This is a genomic window from Sulfitobacter sp. SH24, assembly GCF_965641895.1.
Taxonomy (GTDB): Bacteria; Pseudomonadota; Alphaproteobacteria; order Rhodobacterales; family Rhodobacteraceae; genus Sulfitobacter; species Sulfitobacter dubius.
Genome location: NZ_OZ282575.1, coordinates 2,996,945 through 3,014,707, shown reverse-complemented (window position 1 = coordinate 3,014,707; position 17,763 = coordinate 2,996,945). Strand labels below are relative to the sequence as shown.

At 63.2% G+C, this 17,763-nt stretch carries 16 protein-coding genes; 12 read left to right on the top strand and 4 right to left on the bottom strand.

All coding sequences use genetic code 11. The features are described 5' to 3' along the window. The first annotated feature begins 32 nt into the window (after positions 1 to 32). Positions 33 to 392, top strand: a complete 360-nt coding sequence (locus ACSQ16_RS17415; RefSeq protein ID WP_243262162.1) for a dihydrodipicolinate reductase — start codon at positions 33 to 35, stop codon at positions 390 to 392. 6 nt (positions 393 to 398) lie between these two features. On the opposite strand, the gene ACSQ16_RS17410 is transcribed toward ACSQ16_RS17415, so the two are convergent. Beyond that, positions 399 to 701, bottom strand: coding sequence for a DUF1674 domain-containing protein (locus ACSQ16_RS17410; protein ID WP_269341648.1), 303 nt, complete (start codon positions 699 to 701; stop codon positions 399 to 401). A 97-nt stretch (positions 702 to 798) separates the two neighbouring features. Between ACSQ16_RS17410 and ACSQ16_RS17405 the strand changes: the two genes are divergently transcribed. Beyond that, positions 799 to 2,070 carry an RsmB/NOP family class I SAM-dependent RNA methyltransferase gene (locus ACSQ16_RS17405; RefSeq protein ID WP_243262163.1) on the top strand — a complete coding sequence of 424 codons (1,272 nt, stop codon included), beginning with the start codon at positions 799 to 801 and terminating at the stop codon, positions 2,068 to 2,070. Between the two features lie 3 nt (positions 2,071 to 2,073). Here the strand turns inward: ACSQ16_RS17405 and ACSQ16_RS17400 are convergent, their stop codons facing one another. Next, entirely contained in the window at positions 2,074 to 2,823 is a 750-nt protein-coding gene (locus ACSQ16_RS17400; protein ID WP_243262164.1) for a phosphate/phosphite/phosphonate ABC transporter substrate-binding protein, read from the bottom strand. 166 nt (positions 2,824 to 2,989) lie between these two features. On the opposite strand from ACSQ16_RS17400, the gene ACSQ16_RS17395 reads away from it, so the two are divergent. The 6 genes from ACSQ16_RS17395 to ACSQ16_RS17370 all read left to right on the top strand — a co-directional run bounded on the left by ACSQ16_RS17395 (position 2,990) and on the right by ACSQ16_RS17370 (position 10,140). Then, positions 2,990 to 4,738, top strand: coding sequence for a heparinase II/III family protein (locus ACSQ16_RS17395; protein ID WP_243262165.1), 1,749 nt, complete (start codon positions 2,990 to 2,992; stop codon positions 4,736 to 4,738). 16 nt (positions 4,739 to 4,754) lie between these two features. Then, positions 4,755 to 6,341, top strand: coding sequence for a bifunctional phosphoribosylaminoimidazolecarboxamide formyltransferase/IMP cyclohydrolase (gene purH / locus ACSQ16_RS17390; RefSeq protein ID WP_243262166.1), 1,587 nt, complete (start codon positions 4,755 to 4,757; stop codon positions 6,339 to 6,341). Positions 6,342 to 6,356: 15 nt separating this feature from the next. Then, complete coding sequence (lspA, locus tag ACSQ16_RS17385) at positions 6,357 to 6,845, top strand: signal peptidase II (RefSeq protein ID WP_093927889.1); 489 nt, start codon at positions 6,357 to 6,359, stop codon at positions 6,843 to 6,845. A gap of 52 nt (positions 6,846 to 6,897) precedes the next feature. After that, positions 6,898 to 7,410 carry a DUF3035 domain-containing protein gene (locus ACSQ16_RS17380; RefSeq protein WP_243262167.1) on the top strand — a complete coding sequence of 171 codons (513 nt, stop codon included), beginning with the start codon at positions 6,898 to 6,900 and terminating at the stop codon, positions 7,408 to 7,410. Positions 7,411 to 7,474: 64 nt separating this feature from the next. After that, positions 7,475 to 8,821, top strand: coding sequence for a M16 family metallopeptidase (locus tag ACSQ16_RS17375; protein WP_243262169.1), 1,347 nt, complete (start codon positions 7,475 to 7,477; stop codon positions 8,819 to 8,821). Then, positions 8,818 to 10,140 carry a M16 family metallopeptidase gene (locus tag ACSQ16_RS17370; RefSeq protein ID WP_243262170.1) on the top strand — a complete coding sequence of 441 codons (1,323 nt, stop codon included), beginning with the start codon at positions 8,818 to 8,820 and terminating at the stop codon, positions 10,138 to 10,140. Before ACSQ16_RS17375 ends, ACSQ16_RS17370 begins: the two co-directional genes overlap by 4 nt. Before the next feature lie 57 nt (positions 10,141 to 10,197). Here the strand turns inward: ACSQ16_RS17370 and ACSQ16_RS17365 are convergent, their stop codons facing one another. Continuing rightward, positions 10,198 to 12,543, bottom strand: coding sequence for an aldehyde dehydrogenase family protein (locus ACSQ16_RS17365; protein WP_243262171.1), 2,346 nt, complete (start codon positions 12,541 to 12,543; stop codon positions 10,198 to 10,200). A 44-nt stretch (positions 12,544 to 12,587) separates the two neighbouring features. Then, the gene (deoC, locus tag ACSQ16_RS17360) at positions 12,588 to 13,601 is read right to left on the bottom strand and encodes a deoxyribose-phosphate aldolase (protein WP_243262172.1); all 1,014 of its coding nucleotides are present in this window, start codon (positions 13,599 to 13,601) and stop codon (positions 12,588 to 12,590) included. Positions 13,602 to 13,778: 177 nt separating this feature from the next. Here deoC and ACSQ16_RS17355 point away from each other — a divergent pair, with 177 nt between their 5' ends. The 4 genes from ACSQ16_RS17355 to ACSQ16_RS17340 are packed head-to-tail and all read left to right on the top strand — an operon-like array spanning position 13,779 to position 17,694. Next, the gene (locus ACSQ16_RS17355; protein ID WP_243262173.1) at positions 13,779 to 14,768 is read left to right on the top strand and encodes a metal ABC transporter solute-binding protein, Zn/Mn family; all 990 of its coding nucleotides are present in this window, start codon (positions 13,779 to 13,781) and stop codon (positions 14,766 to 14,768) included. Between the two features lie 3 nt (positions 14,769 to 14,771). Further along, positions 14,772 to 15,566, top strand: coding sequence for a metal ABC transporter ATP-binding protein (locus ACSQ16_RS17350; RefSeq protein ID WP_243262174.1), 795 nt, complete (start codon positions 14,772 to 14,774; stop codon positions 15,564 to 15,566). After that, a complete protein-coding gene (locus tag ACSQ16_RS17345; RefSeq protein ID WP_243262175.1) occupies positions 15,563 to 16,768 on the top strand; it encodes a metal ABC transporter permease in 1,206 nt (401 codons plus the stop codon). Before ACSQ16_RS17350 ends, ACSQ16_RS17345 begins: the two co-directional genes overlap by 4 nt. Next, positions 16,765 to 17,694 carry a metal ABC transporter permease gene (locus ACSQ16_RS17340; RefSeq protein ID WP_243262176.1) on the top strand — a complete coding sequence of 310 codons (930 nt, stop codon included), beginning with the start codon at positions 16,765 to 16,767 and terminating at the stop codon, positions 17,692 to 17,694. The genes ACSQ16_RS17345 and ACSQ16_RS17340 overlap by 4 nt, the downstream gene beginning before the upstream one ends. Positions 17,695 to 17,763: the final 69 nt, after the last annotated feature.

Genomic DNA, 17,763 nt, shown 5'->3' with positions numbered 1-17,763 from the left:
TGCCGAAGGCAATTCACTGATGGGAGGTTTCGATGAGATTTATCTTTGCACTCGCCGCGACTGCGATGCTGGCGCTGAGCGCCCTGCCCGCGGCGGCGGAATATGCCCGTATCCAAAGCAAATCCGACTTCGTCGCGGCGGTGAATGGCAAAAGGCTGACCCGCCCGCTCGTCGATCTGCGGGTGACCTCTGGCGGAGCCATTTCCGGCAAAGGCGCGGTTTGGGAGGTCACGGGCACTTGGACGTGGAAAGACGGTTTCTTCTGTCGGACGCTGGTCTGGGGCGGCAAGGATCTGGGCTATAACTGCCAAGTTGTCATGCGCGATGGCGCGAAAATCCGTTTCACCTCAGACAAGGGGACGGGTGAATCGGCGGTGCTGACCCTGCGCTAAGGCCGCTTAGAAATCGACAGCGATGCCCTTTTTCTCCCAATCACCATAGCGCACCGGCTCCGGCCCATCTCGCCCGCCGAGTTCGGCGGGCAGATCCAGCGCTGCGGCGGCCTCGCGCCGTGCGGCAGCTTCGGCCAAGGCACGTTGCGCGGCGGCGGGCAGGTCTGGGCCGGGGGCCGGTGTCGGGTCATGCGGCGTGTCGGGGATCGGTTTCGGGCCCGGTTTGGGCTGCGGGGGCAGGTCCGGCGCGGGGCTTGGAGTTGGGTCAGGGCCGGGTCTACTGTCGGGAATGGGGCGTTGATCGGGCATCATGGTCCTCTTGAGCCAAGTTCTCCCTTGATATACGTCGCGCGCTGGCCCAGACAACCCGGCAACCCCCGAAGCAAGACCCAGATAGGATAAGATCATGGCAGACACAGGCGTTCAGGCCCGCAGAAGCGCGGTATATCTGCTGGATCAGGTTTTGGGCGAAGAGCCACGTCTGATGTCGGAACTGCTCGCCTCCGGCGCGTTGGACAAGCTGCCCCCCGATGACCGGGCGCGGGCACAACGTCTCGCACAGGACACGCTGCGCGGGTTGGAGCGTGCCGACCGGCTGTTGCAAAAACATCTGCAAAAGGCCCCCCCGTTGACCGTGCGCAACGTGCTGCGCGTCGGTACGGTGGAGCTCTGTCAGGGCGGGGCGGCGCATGGGGTCGTGAACACGATGGTCAATCTTGTGTCCCAGCACCGCACGCTTAGCCACCTTAAAGGGCTGACCAACGCCGTCTTGCGCAAGATTGCCGCGCAGGGCCCCGAAGCATGGGGCGCCCTGCGCGCACCGCGCTTGCCCAAATGGCTGCGCGGCCCGCTGGCTGAGGCTTGGGGAACGGACGCCATCGCCGCGATGGAAGAGGCGCATTTCGCGGGCGCGCCGCTTGATCTGACCGCCAAGGGCAACCCTGCCGCTTTGGCCGAGGCCGTGGGCGGCACGCTGCTGCCGACCGGCTCCGTTCGGGTGACGGATGCCGGGCAGGTCTCGACCATGCCCGGCTTTGCCGAAGGCGACTGGTGGGTGCAGGACGCTGCCGCCGCGATTGCGGTGCGGGTGCTGGCCCCGAAAGAAGGCGAGACCGTGCTGGACCTCTGCGCCGCACCGGGGGGCAAGACCATGCAACTCGCCGCTGCCGGGGCCGTTGTCACTTCCGTCGACCAGTCCCATCCCCGGATGCAGCGGGTGAAGGAAAATCTGACCCGCGTGGGTCTTAAGGCTAAGACGCTGACCAAAGACGCGCGTGCCGTAGAAGGGGAATTCGACGCCATCCTGCTCGACGCGCCGTGCTCTGCCACCGGTACAATCCGCCGCCACCCCGATCTGCCCCATGCCAAGGACGGCTCGGAATTCGGTGATCTGATCGAGTTGCAATCCGAGTTGATCGACCACGCATGGAGCCTGCTGAAACCCGGTGGGCGGCTGGTGTTCTGCACCTGCAGCCTGCTGCCGGACGAGGGCGAAGTGCAGGTCGATGAGGCACTGGAGCGGCATGGCGACATGACCGTTGACCGCGCCGCGCTGGACGTGGCCGGGGTCAACGCAGAGTGGATCACCGAAGAGGGCGGGTTGCGTCTGCGCCCTGATTTCTGGGCTGACAAAGGCGGCATGGACGGGTTCTACATCGCCTGTTTGCGCAAAGGTTAAGCGTCACGCGCCGATCGGCGGTGACGGCACGGCAAGATATGCCGCGCTTGGGATGTCTACCAAACCCCTGATGCCCAGCGTTTCGATATCTTCAGGCATAAGCCGCGCGATGGCTTGGCTGACCGCTGCAAAAGTCGCGATACGATTCGCCCCCGCCGCCGCGATATAGGGCAGGCCGGGTGTTGGTGTGGTGCGCTCTAGCACCCGCAGGTGGCTGGCGAAGGGATCGTAGCGCTGGATCAATCGCCATGACACCGCATCAAGTGCTGCGATATCCGCGCGCCCATCTGCGACGGTCTGGGCAGAGTTGCGGTGACCATGGCTTTGTGAGCGGTCCTTGAACCAGAACCCCTCTGCGCTGCAATGCGTGTAAGCAGCGGCATATCCAGACTGTGAAAATGACTGGTTGTAGGTGAACCGCGCCGCGCGAAATTCGGAAATTGTTTCACGGGGATCATCGGCACGGATCACGAAGACGCTGTTGTAATATCCCGGCGGGCAGCCTGCGACGGCAAAGTCAGGCGTACCGATCAACGTGACATGGTCGTGCAGCCACAGACGGTAAGGCATCCCGCAGGTTTGCGAGAGGGTCAGGTCCGGCGCCTTCCAAACTGTAAATTCCTCTGCTTTGTTGTTCAGTGTTTCGGGCGCTGCGATGCCCCGCGCGGCAAGTTCTTCGCTGATCAGCGCCCAATAGCGGCCATGGGCCTCGGCGGTCTCTGGCCGCAGGTACATCATCAGGCTGGCGATCATCTGCGTGCTCCGCTTGGGACGACTATCTTTTAGGCAAGGCGCGGCCGCGCTGGCAAGGGACCGTTCCCCGCCGATTGCCCGGCGCATGGGGAAAATTCGGTGACTCATCACGGCGCGGGGGCTATGATCCCGTCAAACGCCATCAGAGCGTCAGGGGCAGCTTGATATGATTAATCTTTCCAGCGTCATGGCCCGAAGGGCGCGGTTCTTGAACCGCTGGCACGCGTGGCGCGCGACTCGTGGGCGCGGGCGGGCGACAGGTTTTGTGTCTTCGCCCGAGCCGCGCACCATTGGTTCTTTTGCACGGGGGCGGCAGTTGATCGCGGGCAATTACCTTTTTGCTGGCAGCCTTTTAACCGCGCCGCAGACCGCGATGTGGGAACTGGCCCCGCCAGATCACGTCTTTGCGGCGGAACTGCATGGATTTGCATGGTTGGATGACCTTGCCGCAGTGGGCGACGCGCGGGCGCGGACAGCGGCGCAGGATTGGCTTTGGGATTGGATCAACCGCTTCGGGCGCGGGCAGGGGCCGGGCTGGACCCCGGCGCTGACGGGGCGGCGGCTGATCCGTTGGATCAACCATGCGCTTTTCATGTTGCGGGGCACGGAGGCCGAGCAGAGCGATGTTTTCTACCGTTCGCTAGAGCAACAGACCCGATTTTTGTCGAAACGCTGGCGTGCCTCTGCGCCGGGATTGCCTCGGTTCGAGGCGCTGACCGGGTTGATCTATGCGGGCCTATCGCTTGAAGGGTTGGAGGAACTGGCCGATCCGGCGATTAAGGCATTGGCGCGCGAATGTGCCAGCCAGATCGACGCCGAGGGCGGTTTGCCCACCCGCAACCCTGAGGAGTTGCTAGCCGTGTTTACCCTGCTGACATGGGCCGCTGCCGCGCTAAGCGATGCAGGCCGCAGTACGCCAAAGGAACATCTGACTGCGATCGAGCGTATCGCGCCCACCCTGCGCAGCCTGCGCCATGCGGATGGCGCTTTGGCGCGGTTCCACGGCGGTGGGCGCGGTATGGAAGGCTGGCTGGATCACGCGCTGGCGGCGGCCAAGGTCAAGACACGGCAGCCCGATGGGTTGGCGATGGGCTATGCACGGCTGTCTGCGGGGCGCACCAGCGTGATTGTCGATGCCGCACCCCCGCCGGGTGGCTCGGCATCGAGCAATGCCCATGCCTCGACATTGGCGTTCGAGCTGACCTCGGGGCGGCGGCCTTTGGTGGTGAACTGCGGCTCAGGCGCGTCTTTTGGGCTGGAGTGGCGTCGGGCAGGGCGGGCCACGCCGTCGCATTCAGCGCTGTCGCTGGTGGGCTATTCCAGCGCGCGGCTGGCAGAGCCTGATCGCCACACGGGAGAAGAGGCGCTGATCCACGGGCCGCGCCATGTGCCCGTTGAGATCGGAGAGGCCGCCGATGGTCTGCGCTTTGAAGGGGGGCACGATGCCTATCTGCGCAGCCACGGGCTGACCCATGCGCGACGGCTTGAACTGACGTCGGACGGGCGCGGCCTGTCGGGGGAAGATATGCTGCTGGCGATAGAGGATGCCGAGAAGCGGCGTTTCGACAAGATGCTGGATGCCACACGGTTGAAAGGAGTGCCCTTTGACATCCGTTTTCACCTCCACCCGGATGTAGATGCCACGGTTGACCTTGGCGGGGCTGCGATCTCAATGGCGCTGAAAAGCGGTGAGATTTGGGTTTTTCGCCATGACGGCACGCATAATCTGTCTTTGGAACCGGGGGTTTACCTAGAGACAACCCGTCTTAAACCGCGCGCCGCGCAGCAGATCGTGCTCTCGGGCTATGCCATGAACTATGCCACACGGGTGCGCTGGTCGTTGTCAAAAGCGCAGGAAACTGCGATTGGCGTGCGAGATTTGTCGATCGACGATCCCTATGCTGATGAAGACTGACCAAGGAACCAGCCCCATGCCCGATCTCTATCCCATCAAACGCGCGCTTCTTTCCGTATCCGACAAGACCGGTCTTTTGAACCTTGGCAAAGCTTTGGCGGCACGCGGCGTGGAACTGCTCAGCACCGGCGGCACCGCGAAAGCACTGCGCGACGCGGGGCTTGAGGTGTTGGATGTGGCCGATGTGACGGGCTTTCCTGAGATGATGGATGGGCGCGTGAAGACGCTGCACCCGGTGGTGCATGGTGGTCTGCTGGCGCTGCGCGACAACAACGCCCATGTCGGCGCGATGACCGAGCATAACATCGGCGCAATCGATCTGGTTGTGGTGAACCTTTACCCCTTCGAGGAAACCGTCGCCAAGGGCGCGGAATATGCCGAGGTGATCGAGAATATCGACATTGGTGGACCAGCGATGATCCGTTCGGCGGCCAAGAACCACGGTTTCGTCAACGTCGTGGTCGATGTCGAGGATTACGCCGAGGTGATCGCTGAGATGGAGGCCAACGACGGTCAGACCACCTACGCCCTGCGCCAGCGCCTCGCTCAGACCGCCTATGCCCGCACCGCCGCCTATGACACCGCCGTCAGCACTTGGATGGCCGAGCAGGTCGCAGGGACCCCGCGCCGCCGGACCTTTGGCGGCACGCTGGCCCAGACCCTGCGCTATGGCGAGAACCCGCATCAGCAGGCGGCTTTCTATACCGATGGCTCCACCGCGCCCGGTCTGGCGAACGCCGTGCAGCATCAGGGCAAGGAACTATCCTACAACAATATCAACGACACCGATGCGGCCTTTGCGCTGGTCAGCGAGTTCGACCCCAAGGATGGCCCTGCCTGCGCGATCATCAAACACGCTAACCCCTGCGGCGTGGCGCGGGGCGAGACAATGCTCGACGCCTATAAACGCGCCTTCGACTGTGACCGCACTTCCGCTTTCGGCGGCATCATCGCGCTGAACCAACCGCTCGACGGCCCGACCGCCGAGGCGATTGCCGCGATCTTTACCGAAGTTGTCATCGCGCCCGGCGCGGATGAGGAGGCCAAGCGCATCTTTGCCGCTAAGAAGAACCTGCGCCTGCTGACCACCGAAGGTCTGGCCGACCCTGCCGCCGCTGCTTTGGCCGTGCGTCAGGTCTCGGGCGGGTTCCTTGTGCAGGACAAAGACGTGGGCCGGGTTAGCCGCGACGACCTCAAGGTCGTGACCAAGCGCAAGCCATCGGATCAAGAACTGGACGACATGCTTTTCGCGTGGACCGTGGCCAAACACGTCAAATCCAACGCGATCATCTATGTCAAAGACGGCGCCACCGTCGGCGTCGGTGCGGGCCAGATGAGCCGGGTGGACAGCACGCGCATCGCCGCGCGCAAGGCGCAGGACATGGCCGAGGTGATGGATATCGAGGCACCGCTGACACAAGGCTCCGTGGTGGCCTCCGACGCATTCTTCCCCTTCGCGGACGGTCTGATCACGGCGGCAGAGGCCGGTGCCACGGCGCTGATTCAGCCCGGCGGCTCCATGCGGGACGACGAAGTGATCGCCGCAGCGGATGAAGCGGGCCTTGCCATGGTCTTCACCAATATGCGCCACTTCCGGCACTAAGCGAAGGGCAGCACCATGCGGACATTCGGCATCGCGGCCTTCGTGGCCTTTCTGATCGATCAGATCAGCAAATATGTGGTCATTCACATGATGGAACTGGCACGTATCCGTTCCATTGATGTGCTGCCGCCGGTGCTGAATTTCCGCTATGGTGAAAACCGGGGCATCAACTTCGGCCTCGGCGGCGACATGAGCCAATGGGTGCTCATTGTGCTGGCGCTGGCGATCTGCGCGGGCGTCACTGTTTGGCTGTGGCGCAGCCCGCATGGGCGTTGGGCGCAACTGAGCGGCGGGATGTTGGTCGGCGGGGCGCTGGCGAATGTGGCGGATCGGCTGATCTATGGCTATGTGCTCGATTTCCTGAATAACTCTTGCTGTGGCATCAATAATCCCTTTGTTTACAACCTTGCCGATGTCTTCATTTTCGCCGGAGCCTTGGGCCTGATCCTCTTTACCGGAGAGCCAAAAAGCGCGTCCAAGCGCCGGGGCAAAAAAGGTCAGTGACATTGCCCGCCTGCCTGCGATATTGAACATGCAGACCCCGAAAGGAGACACCATGCGTCGCATTGCCCTCATCAGCTTGATCCCGCTGGCCCTCGCCGCCTGCAGCAATCAGGGCCTTCGCGATTTGCAGCCTGTTTCTGACGGTCCGGATGAGTTCTTGATCCAACCGGTCAAGCCGCTGGAACGGCCTGACAGTTTGAACAGCTTGCCCGTCCCCACACCGGGGCAGGCGAACCTGACCGATCGTTCGGCGATTGCAGAAGGCGTTGCAGCCTTTGGCGGGCGATTGGATACGTCCGGTGGTATCCCCGCAGGCGACGCAGCACTGGTGCAACATGCAGGCCGGATGGGTGTACAGCCCGGTATTCGCGGCACATTGGCACAGTCCGATGCCGAGTTCCGCAAACGCAAGGGTCGCTTCACCCAGTTCCGCATCGTGCCGGTGGATCGCTACAGCCAAGCCTACCAGCGGCAAACACTCGATGCCTATAGCGAGGCAGAGCGCTGGCGCAAGGCAGGCGGGCGCACGCCGTCTTACCCGCCACAAGACACACGTTTTCGCTAGGCTTCTTGAATGTAGCGTCAGACCGCGTAGGTAATGCGGGAGGCGATATATTTCGAGGTAAGCAATGATCCGACTGCCGATGATGGCGGCCCTGGTGGCGACGCTCTTCACAGCCCCCTCCGCGCAGGCGCGCGATAACGAGAATGAGGCGGTAACCCATTTCACCCTCGATAACGGCATGGAGGTCGTGGTCGTCGAAGACCACCGCGCCCCGGTCGTGCAGCAGATGGTCTGGTACCGCGCAGGCTCAGCCGATGAACCCAAAGGGTCGTCCGGCGTGGCGCATTTCCTTGAACACCTGCTGTTCAAGGCCACCGATAAGCTGGAGTCGGGCGAGTTTTCCGCCACCGTGGCCGCCAACGGCGGGCGCGACAATGCCTTCACCAGCTACGACTACACCGCCTATTTCCAGCGCGTCGCCGCTGACCGTCTCGGCCTGATGATGGAGATGGAGGCCGACCGGATGAAGAACATCCGCCTCACCCCCGAAAACATCGAAACCGAACGCGATGTGATTTTGGAAGAGCGCAACCAGCGGACCGAGAACAACCCCGCCGCCCTGTTCAGCGAACAGCTCAACGCCGCGCAATATCTCAACCACCGCTACGGCGTGCCGATCATCGGCTGGAAACATGAGATGGAGGAGTTGGACCTCGAAGATGCGCTGTCGTTCTATGAGCTCTACTATTCGCCCAACAACGCCATCCTCGTGGTCTCCGGCGATGTGATGCCCGAGGACGTACGCGAACTGGCCGAAGCCACCTATGGTCAGATCCCCGCCAACCCTGACCTGCCCGAACGCCTGCGCACCGCAGAGCCGCCGCAGATCGCCGAACGCCGGTTGATCTACAAAGATGCCCGCGTGGCCCAGCCCTATGTGCGCCGCTCCTACCTCGCGCAGGAACGCGACAGCGGTGCGCAGGAAGAGGCGGCGGCGCTTTTGCTTCTCAGCGAATTGCTGGGCGGCGGCACCACCTCCTACCTCGCTGAAAAGCTGCAATTCGACGAACAGATCGCCAATTACACCGGCGCCTTTTACAAGGCTGATACGCTCGACGACACGACCTTTGATGTCGTGGTGCTGCCCGTGCCCGGCGTTAGCCTCCAGCAGGCCGAAGAGGCGCTGGACGAGGTGCTCGTGCAATTCATGGAGGCCGGGGTGGACCCTGAGCATCTTGAGCGCCTCAAGGCGCAATTGCGCGCTGATCAGATTTACGCCCGCGACGATGCCGACCGCGTGGCAAACCGCTACGGCTCTGCCCTCGCCATCGGCCTAACGGTGCAAGACGTGCAAGATTGGCCCGACGTGCTACAAGCCGTCACTGCCGAAGACATCATGCAGGCGGCCCGCACCCTGTTCGACAAACGCGCATCGGTCACCGGATGGCTGATGAAGGAGGACGCGCAATGAGATTTTTCTACGCCCTGATCTTGTCGGCGTTTGCCGCACTCCCCGCCCGTGCCGAAGTCGACATTCAACCCGTCACCAGCCCCGGCGGCATCACCGCTTGGCTGGTCGAAGAACATTCGATCCCCTTTGTTGCCTTGGAAATCCGTTTCCGGGGCGGCGCATCTCTGGACGCCCCCGGCAAACGCGGCGCGATCAACCTGATGACCGGCCTTCTGGAAGAGGGCGCAGGCGACATGGACGCGCGTGCCTTCAGCCGCGAGACCGAAGCGCTGGCAACCAACCTCAGCTTCGACGTGTCGGATGACTCGCTTTCCGTCTCGGCCCGTTTCCTGACCGAAAACCGCGACGCCTCCATCGAGCTTCTGCGCGCCGCATTGTTGGAGCCGCGCTTTGACGAAGATGCGGTAGAGCGGGTGCGCGGTCAGGTGATCTCAAACATCCAGTCGAACCAGAAAGACCCGAATGAGATCGCCCGCCAGACCTTCGACAAGATCGCCTTTGGCGACCATCCCTATGGCAGTTCTCTGAACGGCACGCTTGAGACGGTGGCCGGGTTGACCCGCGACGACTTGATTGAGGCGCATAGCGCCGTGCTGGCCCGTGACCGCATCTATGTCGGCGCCGTGGGCGACATCAGCCCCGAAGAACTGGGCAAGCTGCTCGATACCCTGCTGGGCGATCTGCCCGCCAAGGGTGCGCCGATGCCCCCGCCTGCCGATGTGGATATCCCCGCGGGCACGACCGTGGTCGATTTCGCCACACCGCAATCCGTTGCGATCTTTGGCCAGCCGGGCCTCGCGCAGGACGATCCCGATTGGTTCACGGCGACAGTGCTGAACCACGTCCTCGGCGGCGGCGGTTTCGAATCCCGTCTCATGACCGAGGTGCGCGAGAAGCGTGGCCTGACCTACGGCGTCTACTCCTACCTCGCCCCGCGCGATCTGGCTGAGACCTACCTCGGCTCCGTCAGTTCGGCCAATGACCGTATCGGTGAGGCGATTGACGTGATCCGCGCCGAATGGGCCAAAGCCGCGACCGAGGGCATCACCCAAGAGGAACTGGAGGCCGCCAAGACCTATATCACCGGCGCCTATCCGCTGCGGTTTGACGGTAACAGCCCGATTGCCAATATCCTCGTTGGCATGCAGATGCTCGGCCTGCCGACCGACTATATCGCGACCCGCAACGACAAGGTCGAAGCGGTCACGCTGGAAGACGTCAAGCGCGTCGCGGCGGATTTGCTGGACCCGGAGAACCTGCACTTCGTCGTGGTCGGCCAGCCTGAAGGGCTCGAGGCTTCCACCTTACCGCAGGAATGACAAAAGCGCCGCTCCCGAAAAGGGGCGGCGCTTTCAACTTGTCTCGGGCGTCAGGGCTTATTCGCCGTAGGGCACCCAGATATTCTTGACCTCTGTCGCGGCCTGCAAGAATGCACGCCCCGCGCCTTCGGCCCCGAACCAATCGCGCGCCATGCCGTGGTTGACCCAAGTGCGCTTGATGTTACTCGCCGCGCCTTTTTCGACCACGGCTGAGAGTTCCGCCGCGCCAAAGCTCCAGACGGCATCAATGTCCATATGCCGCGCCATCGGGTCGGCCAGATCGGCCTGCGGCCCGGTCAGGATATTCACCACACCCGCAGGCACGTCGGAAGTCTCCAAAACCTGCACGAAATCGGTCGCCGCCAGCGGGAAAGGTTCGCTCGCCGAAAGGATCACGCGGTTGCCCATGGCGATGGCGGGGGCCATGCAAGAGATCAGGCCCAGCAAAGGCGCCTCGGCAGGGCACAGCGCGCCGATCACACCCACAGGTTCCTTCATCGCCAAGGCTACGCCCCGGATCGGCACGCCGTGCACCTGACCGTCGTATTTGTCAGCCCAAGCGGCATAGGTGAACAGCCGGTCAATGGCGGCATCAACCTCTTTGCGACCCGCCTTCGTCCCCTGCATCGCATCCAGCCGCGCGGCGAATTCATCGCCCCGCGCCGAGAGGTTTTCGGCAATATAATAAAGGATCTGCGCCCGCAGATGGCCAGTGGTTTTCGACCACCCCTTCGCCGCATGCGCCGCCTCCACGGCGTTGCGCACATCTTTGCGGTTGGCGAGGCTGACATGCCCCAAAAGCCCGCCGGACTTGCCCCAGACCGGTGCGGAATACCCCCCATCGGGCCGCGCTTGCTTGCCCCCGATATAAAGCTTTGCGGTGCGGTCGATCCCGTCTTCCGGGCCACCTTCACCGCTGAAGGCTTCGATCTCTTTCAACGGCTTCTGAGCGGTCTTGGACTTGGTATAGCCCGCCAGACCTTCCCAGCCGCCCTCACGGCCAAAGCCACTCTCACGTCTGCCGCCGAACCCGGCCGCCGCATCCATCATATTGGTCCCGTTGACCCAAACGATCCCGGTCTCCAACTGCGGCGCAATATCAAGGGCGAGGTTCACATTCTCGGTCCAGACCGTCGCCGCTAGCCCGTAGCGGGTGTTATTGGCCAGTTGCACGGCCTCGCTCGGCGTGCGGAAGGTGGTCGAAACCAGCACCGGCCCGAAAATCTCTTCCTGCATCAGCGTATCCGCCGGGTTCAGCCCGGTGATCAGCGTCGGCGGATAGAAACACCCATTCTCAGGCATCTCACCCGGCGTGACAAATCGCTCACCCGCAGTATTCGCTTCCACCATCTCGCTCACGCGCTTGTGTTGCACCGGGTCCACCAGCGCACCCACGTCAATGCTCTTGTCCAGCGGATCGCCGATACGCAGCTTCTCCATCCGGGTGCGCAGCTTGGCATAGAACCGGTCCGCAACAGGCTCATGCACCAACAGCCGCGAGCCCGCACAGCAGACCTGACCCTGATTGAACCAAATCGCGTCAACCAGCCCCTCTACGGCGCTATCAAGATCGGCATCGTCAAACACGATATAGGGCGATTTACCCCCCAGCTCCAAAGTCAGCGCCTTGCCCGAGCCCGCCGTCGCCTCACGAATGCGGCGGCCAACGGCGGTGGAGCCGGTAAAGGCGATCTTGTCGATATCCTCATGGGTGACGATCATCTCGCCCACGGTGCCATCGCCGGTCACGATGTTGACCACGCCTTTCGGCAAGCCCGCCTGACGGCAGATATCGGCAAACAAAAGCGCGGTCAGCGAGGTATATTCCGCAGGCTTCAACACCACGGTATTGCCCATCGCCAGCGCGGGCGCGATTTTCCACGCCAGCATCAATAGCGGGAAGTTCCACGGAATGATCTGCCCGCAAACCCCAAGCGCCTGCGCATCGGGCAGTTCGCTCTCGATCAACTGCGCCATGCCCGCGTGATAATAGAAATGTCGCTGCGCCAAAGGCACGTCGATATCGCGCGTCTCACGAATGGGCTTGCCGTTGTCCAAGACCTCCAAGACCGCAAACAACCGCGCGTGTTTCTGCAACAACCGCGCCAGCGCATAGATATGCCGCGCCCGGCCATGGCCGCCCAACTTCTCCCACTTGGACTGCGCCTTGCGCGCCGCCTTCACGGCGCTATCGACATCGCCCTGCGTTGCCTGCGTTAGGCTGGCCAAAACCTCTCCCGTCGCCGGGTTGGTGCTGTCGAAACCTGCCCCCGGCGCGGTGAACGCCCCATCAATGAAGTGACCAAAACGCCCGCCCTGATCCACGATCCACGCCAGCGCATCTGCCGCCGATTCCGGGGCCGGCCCGTATTCCATGCTCTCAAAAATCTCGGACACGCTCATGCCTTCATCCTTTTCCAAATACCGTCCCGCAGCCTGCAACAGGCTCAGGAGGTCGCGTGGCGGTAAGCCGCCGAATAATTGCCGGTCACATGATGCTCCAACTGCCGCTCGATATCGCCCAACAGCGAAGACGCGCCAAAGCGGAACAGGTCAGGCTGCAACCAACGGTCGCCCAGCTCTTCCTTCATCAGCGCCAAATAGGTGATCGCATCCTTGGCTTTTGAAATGCCCCCCGCAGGCTTGTAGCCCACACGCACCCCGGTGCGTTCATAATACTCACGGATCGCGCGGATCATCACGAGGCTGACAGGCAGGGTGGCGTTGATGCTTTCCTTCCCGGTCGAGGTCTTGATGAAATCGGCCCCGGCCATCATGCAAACCAGCGACGCGCGCGCCACATTGCGCAGCGATCCCAATTCGCCGGTGGCGAGGATCGCCTTCACATGGGCCTCGCCGCAGGCTTCGCGGAAGGCGCGCATTTCATCGTAAAGCGCCTGCCAGTCGCCCGAGAGCACATGACGGCGCGAGATCACGATGTCGATCTCACTCGCCCCGGCCTCGACGCTCATCTCGATCTCGCGAATGCGGAGTTCCAAGGGCGACAGCCCTGCCGGGAACCCGGTCGAGACGGCGGCGATGGGAATGTTCGTGCCCTCCAGCGCGCGCCGCGCGGCGGGGATCATCTCGTGATAGACGCAGACCGCGCCGGTGGTGATCGGCGCCATGCCAAGCGCCTCAAGCAGATCGGGCGCAATCGGTTGGCGCGCCTTGGCGCAAAGCCGCTCGACCCGGCGCGCGGTATCGTCGCCCGAGAGGGTCGTCAGGTCGATACAGGTCACCGCGCGCAGCAGCCACGCAGCTTGGTGGTCCTTTTTCAGCGAACGGCGGGCGGGCAGGGCGGCGGCGCGACGTTCGATCGCCGAGGTGTTCGCCTGCACCGAGCGCAGCCAATCCATATCAAACGGCATCGGTTCGACGCGGGGTTCGGTGACCTGGGGCAGATGGCCCGGCGCGTCGGTCTCTGTCTCATGGTGCTGCGGGGTCGTCTGGGTGGCCATCGGGGTCTCTCCGGTTTGGTCAGGCGCGCAAAATGGCATGGGGCAGGGGCCAAAGCAAGCGACGCTAACCCCGCGTCACCGGTCGAATGCCTTAAAAACAGGCGAAATGTGGAAATTGTTAATGAGAACCATTCTCAACTGTTGACTTAATTGAGAATCGTTCTCACTAATACCTCCATGACACATGCATCTGATCCCTTTCGCCCGTCCCGCCGCACCGCTTTAATCGGCGGCCTGAGCGCATTTGCCCTCCTCGGGGCCGCGCCCGCTGCCTTTGCCGCGCCAAAGCTCAACGTCGTTGCGACCACCGGCATGATCGCTGACGCCGCCCGGCGGATCGGTGGCGATCTGGTCGAGGTCCGCTCGCTCATGGGGTCGGGCGTCGATCCGCACAGCTACCGTCAGACGCGCAGCGACATCGTGGCGCTGACCCGGGCCGATCTGGTGCTCTGGCACGGCCTTTACCTTGAGGCGCAGATGGAGCGGTTCTTTGAGGATCTGGGCCGCAAACGCGCCGTGATCGCCGTGGCCGAAGCCCTGCCTAAGGAGGGGCTGCTCAGCCACCCGGATTACGAGGGCCGCTATGACCCGCATGTCTGGATGGACCCCAACACATGGAACGCCGTGGTGGATGAGGTGACCCGCGCGCTGAGTGAAGCGCATCCGGCGGGGGCCGAGACCTTTGCCGCGAATGCCAAGACCTACCGCGCGGAACTGGACCAACTCGCCGCCTATGCCGCCGAGACCGTGGCGCAGGTGCCCGAAGGCCAGCGCGTCTTGGTCACGGCGCACGATGCTTTCAGCTACTTCGGACGCGCCTTTGGGTTCGAGGTGATCGGCATTCAAGGCATCTCGACCAACAGCGAGGCGGGGCTCAATCGCATCTCTTCACTGGTTGATGAATTGGTCGAGCGTGAGATCGGCGCCGTCTTTGTCGAAACGTCGGTTTCCGACCGCAACATGCGCGCGCTGGTCGAAGGCGCTGCGGCGCGCGGTCATGAGGTCGTGATCGGCGGCTCGCTCTATAGCGACGCCATGGGGGAACCGGGGAGCTATGAGGGCACTTATATCGGTATGATCGATCACAACGTCACCACCATCGCCCGCGCGCTTGGCGCGTCGGTGGATGCGGGCGGGATGACCGGCAAGCTGGTACAGGGAAGCTGATCCATGACACTTGAACTCGCCAGCAGCCGTGACGCCGCGCCCACCTCCCGCGCCGACAGCCCGCTTGCCGTGCGCGGCATGACCGTCTCCTACGGGCAGAAACCTGCGGTGTTTTCAGTTGATATGACGGTGCAACCGGGGAAAATGACCGCGATCATCGGCCCGAATGGTGCGGGCAAGTCGACTTTGCTCAAGGCCGCCTTAGGCATTCTGACGCCGCTGGCGGGCACCGCCACCGTCTATGGCAAGCCGGTCTCCGAACAACGTCACCGCATCGCCTATGTGCCGCAGCGCGCCAGCGTGGATTGGGATTTCCCGACCCGCGTGATCGACGTGGTGCTGATGGGGCTTTATCCGCAACTGGGCCTGCTTGGCCGCATCCGCCCTGTGCACCGCGCCCGCGCCACTGATTGTCTGGCCCGCGTCGGGATGGAGGATTTCGCCACCCGCCAGATCGGCCAACTGTCAGGCGGTCAGCAACAGCGGGTCTTTCTCGCCCGCGCTTTGGCACAGGATGCAGACCTCTATCTGCTGGACGAACCCTTTGCCGGGGTCGATGCGGCGACCGAAAAGGCGATCATCGCCGTGCTGAAATCCTTGCGCGACGCAGGCAAAACGGTTGTGGCGGTTCACCATGACCTATCCACCGTGGTCGAGTATTTCGACAACGTGTTCTTGATCAACACCCACCGCGTCGCCGAAGGCAGTGTCGAAGAGGTATTCCAAGCCAACCACCTGCAAGATGCCTATGGCGGGCGTTTGGCGGGGGCGCAGATGGATGCGTTGCAGCTGTCATGATCTGGGACGCTCTGACGCTGCAACTGGGCTATAACGCCACGCTGGTAACACTTGGGGCGACGCTGCTGGGCATGGCGGCGGGGGTTGGCGGCACCTTTCTATTCTTACGCAAGCGAGCATTGGTCAGCGATGCGATCTCGCATGCGACGCTGCCGGGTGTGGCGCTGGCGTTTATGGTGATGGTCGCGTTTGGCGGAGACGGCCGCAACCTGATCGGCCTGCTGCTGGGCGCGGCCTTGTCTGCGGCGGCGGGGCTGCTCTTGGTCTCATGGCTCAGCAACCGCACGCGACTGGCCGAGGATGCGGCGATTGGCTCGGTGCTGTCGGTTTTCTTTGGGCTAGGCATCGTCTTGCTGACGGTGATCCAGACCATGAGCGCGGGGCGACAGGCGGGGCTGGAGGATTTTCTCTTGGGCTCTACCGCCGGGATGCTGCGCAACGATGCGCTGATCATCGCCGTCGCGGCGGCGCTGACGCTGGCGCTGGTGCTGCTCTTGCGCCGCCCGCTCACGCTCGCCTCGTTCGATCCCGAATATGGCACCGCCATTGGGCAGAACGTGCCGCGCACGGATCTGGCGATGATGGGGTTGGTGCTGGCCGTGACGGTGGTGGGGCTCAAGATCGTCGGGCTGATCCTGATCGTCGCGCTGCTGATCATCCCGCCTGTCACCGCCCGGTTCTGGAGCGAGCGGACCGATCACGTGGTGCTGATCTCAGGCCTTCTGGGCGGTATCGCGGCCTATGTCGGCGCGGCGCTGTCGGCGGCGCAGCCGAACCTGCCGACGGGACCGATCATCGTGCTGGTGGGCTTTGCGCTCTTTGCGCTGTCGCTGCTGCTGGCCCCGGGGCGCGGAGCGCTGTCGGCTCTGCTGCGCCACCGCCGGTACCAGCGCCGGGTGCATCTGCGGCAGGGGCTACTGGCGTTGGCCCATGGGCAACCGATCTACGAACAACTCACCCTCCGTCTGCTGCGCGCCGAGGGCTATGCGCTGCCCGATGGGGTCGCCACCAAAGCAGGCCGGGGCCGTGCCGCCAAGGCGTTGCGGGACGAAACCCGCTGGCAGTTGATCCGCCGCGATCCGGCATACGAGGCCGCCGCCCAGCAATATGACGGTCTGACCCCCATCGAGACGGTGCTGACCGCCGACCAAATCCGCGAAATTGACAGCCGCATCGCCATGCTCGGCGGGGTGATGGCATGAACGGTTCTGAATTTGTTCCCCTCTCACTGGTGCCGATGCTGACCGGCATCTTCGTCGCCGTGGCCTGCGCCCTGCCGGGAAACTTCCTTGTCCTGCGCCGCCAAGCGCTGATCGGCGATGCGATCAGCCATGTGGTGTTGCCGGGGATCGTCGTGGCGTTCCTGCTGACCGGTGTGGTCAGCACCTGGCCGATGCTACTGGGCGCTGCGGGGGCGGCGCTGATCGCCGTGCTGGCCATTGAAGGTGTGCGGCGTTTGGGCAAGATCGAATCCGGTGCGGCGATGGGCGTGGTCTTTACCGCGATGTTCGCGGGCGGCGTGCTGCTGTTGGAACAATCCGACACCAGCAATGTGCATCTCGACGTAGAACATGCGCTTTACGGTAACCTCGAAAGCCTGATTTGGCTGGATGCCACCGGCTGGGCGTCGCTGCTCGACCCCGAGGCGCTGGCGACCCTCCCGGTGGAGCTGCCGCGCATGGCAATGACGTTTCTTTTCGTGGCGCTGTTCACGGCGCTCTTTTGGCGGCCGCTCAAGATCAGCACCTTCGACGAGGGCTTCGCCCGTACCATCGGCATGAAGACCGGGCCACTGGGTCTTGGTCTGGTCATCGTTGCGGCGATTGCCGCTGTGGCTGCCTTTGACGCGGTGGGCAGTATCATCGTGATCGCCATGTTCATCTGCCCCCCCGCCGCCGCGCGGATGATGACCAACCGATTGGAGTACCAGATTGCGTGGTCGGTGCTTTTTGCCACGCTCGCCGCAGTGCTGGGCTATGTGCTGGCCGGATACGGGCCGCTTTGGATCGGTATGCGGGATTCGGTGTCGGCGGCGGGGATGATCGCCACGGTTTCAGGGGTTATCCTTGGGTTTTCGGCACTTATGGGGCCGCATCGGCAAAGAGGCGCTGCTGCCCCCGCCGCTTAATCGAATCGCAACGATTCGTTTTCTGGGCAACCGATTCGCTTTTGCTTTGACCTGTGATTCGTCCTGCGT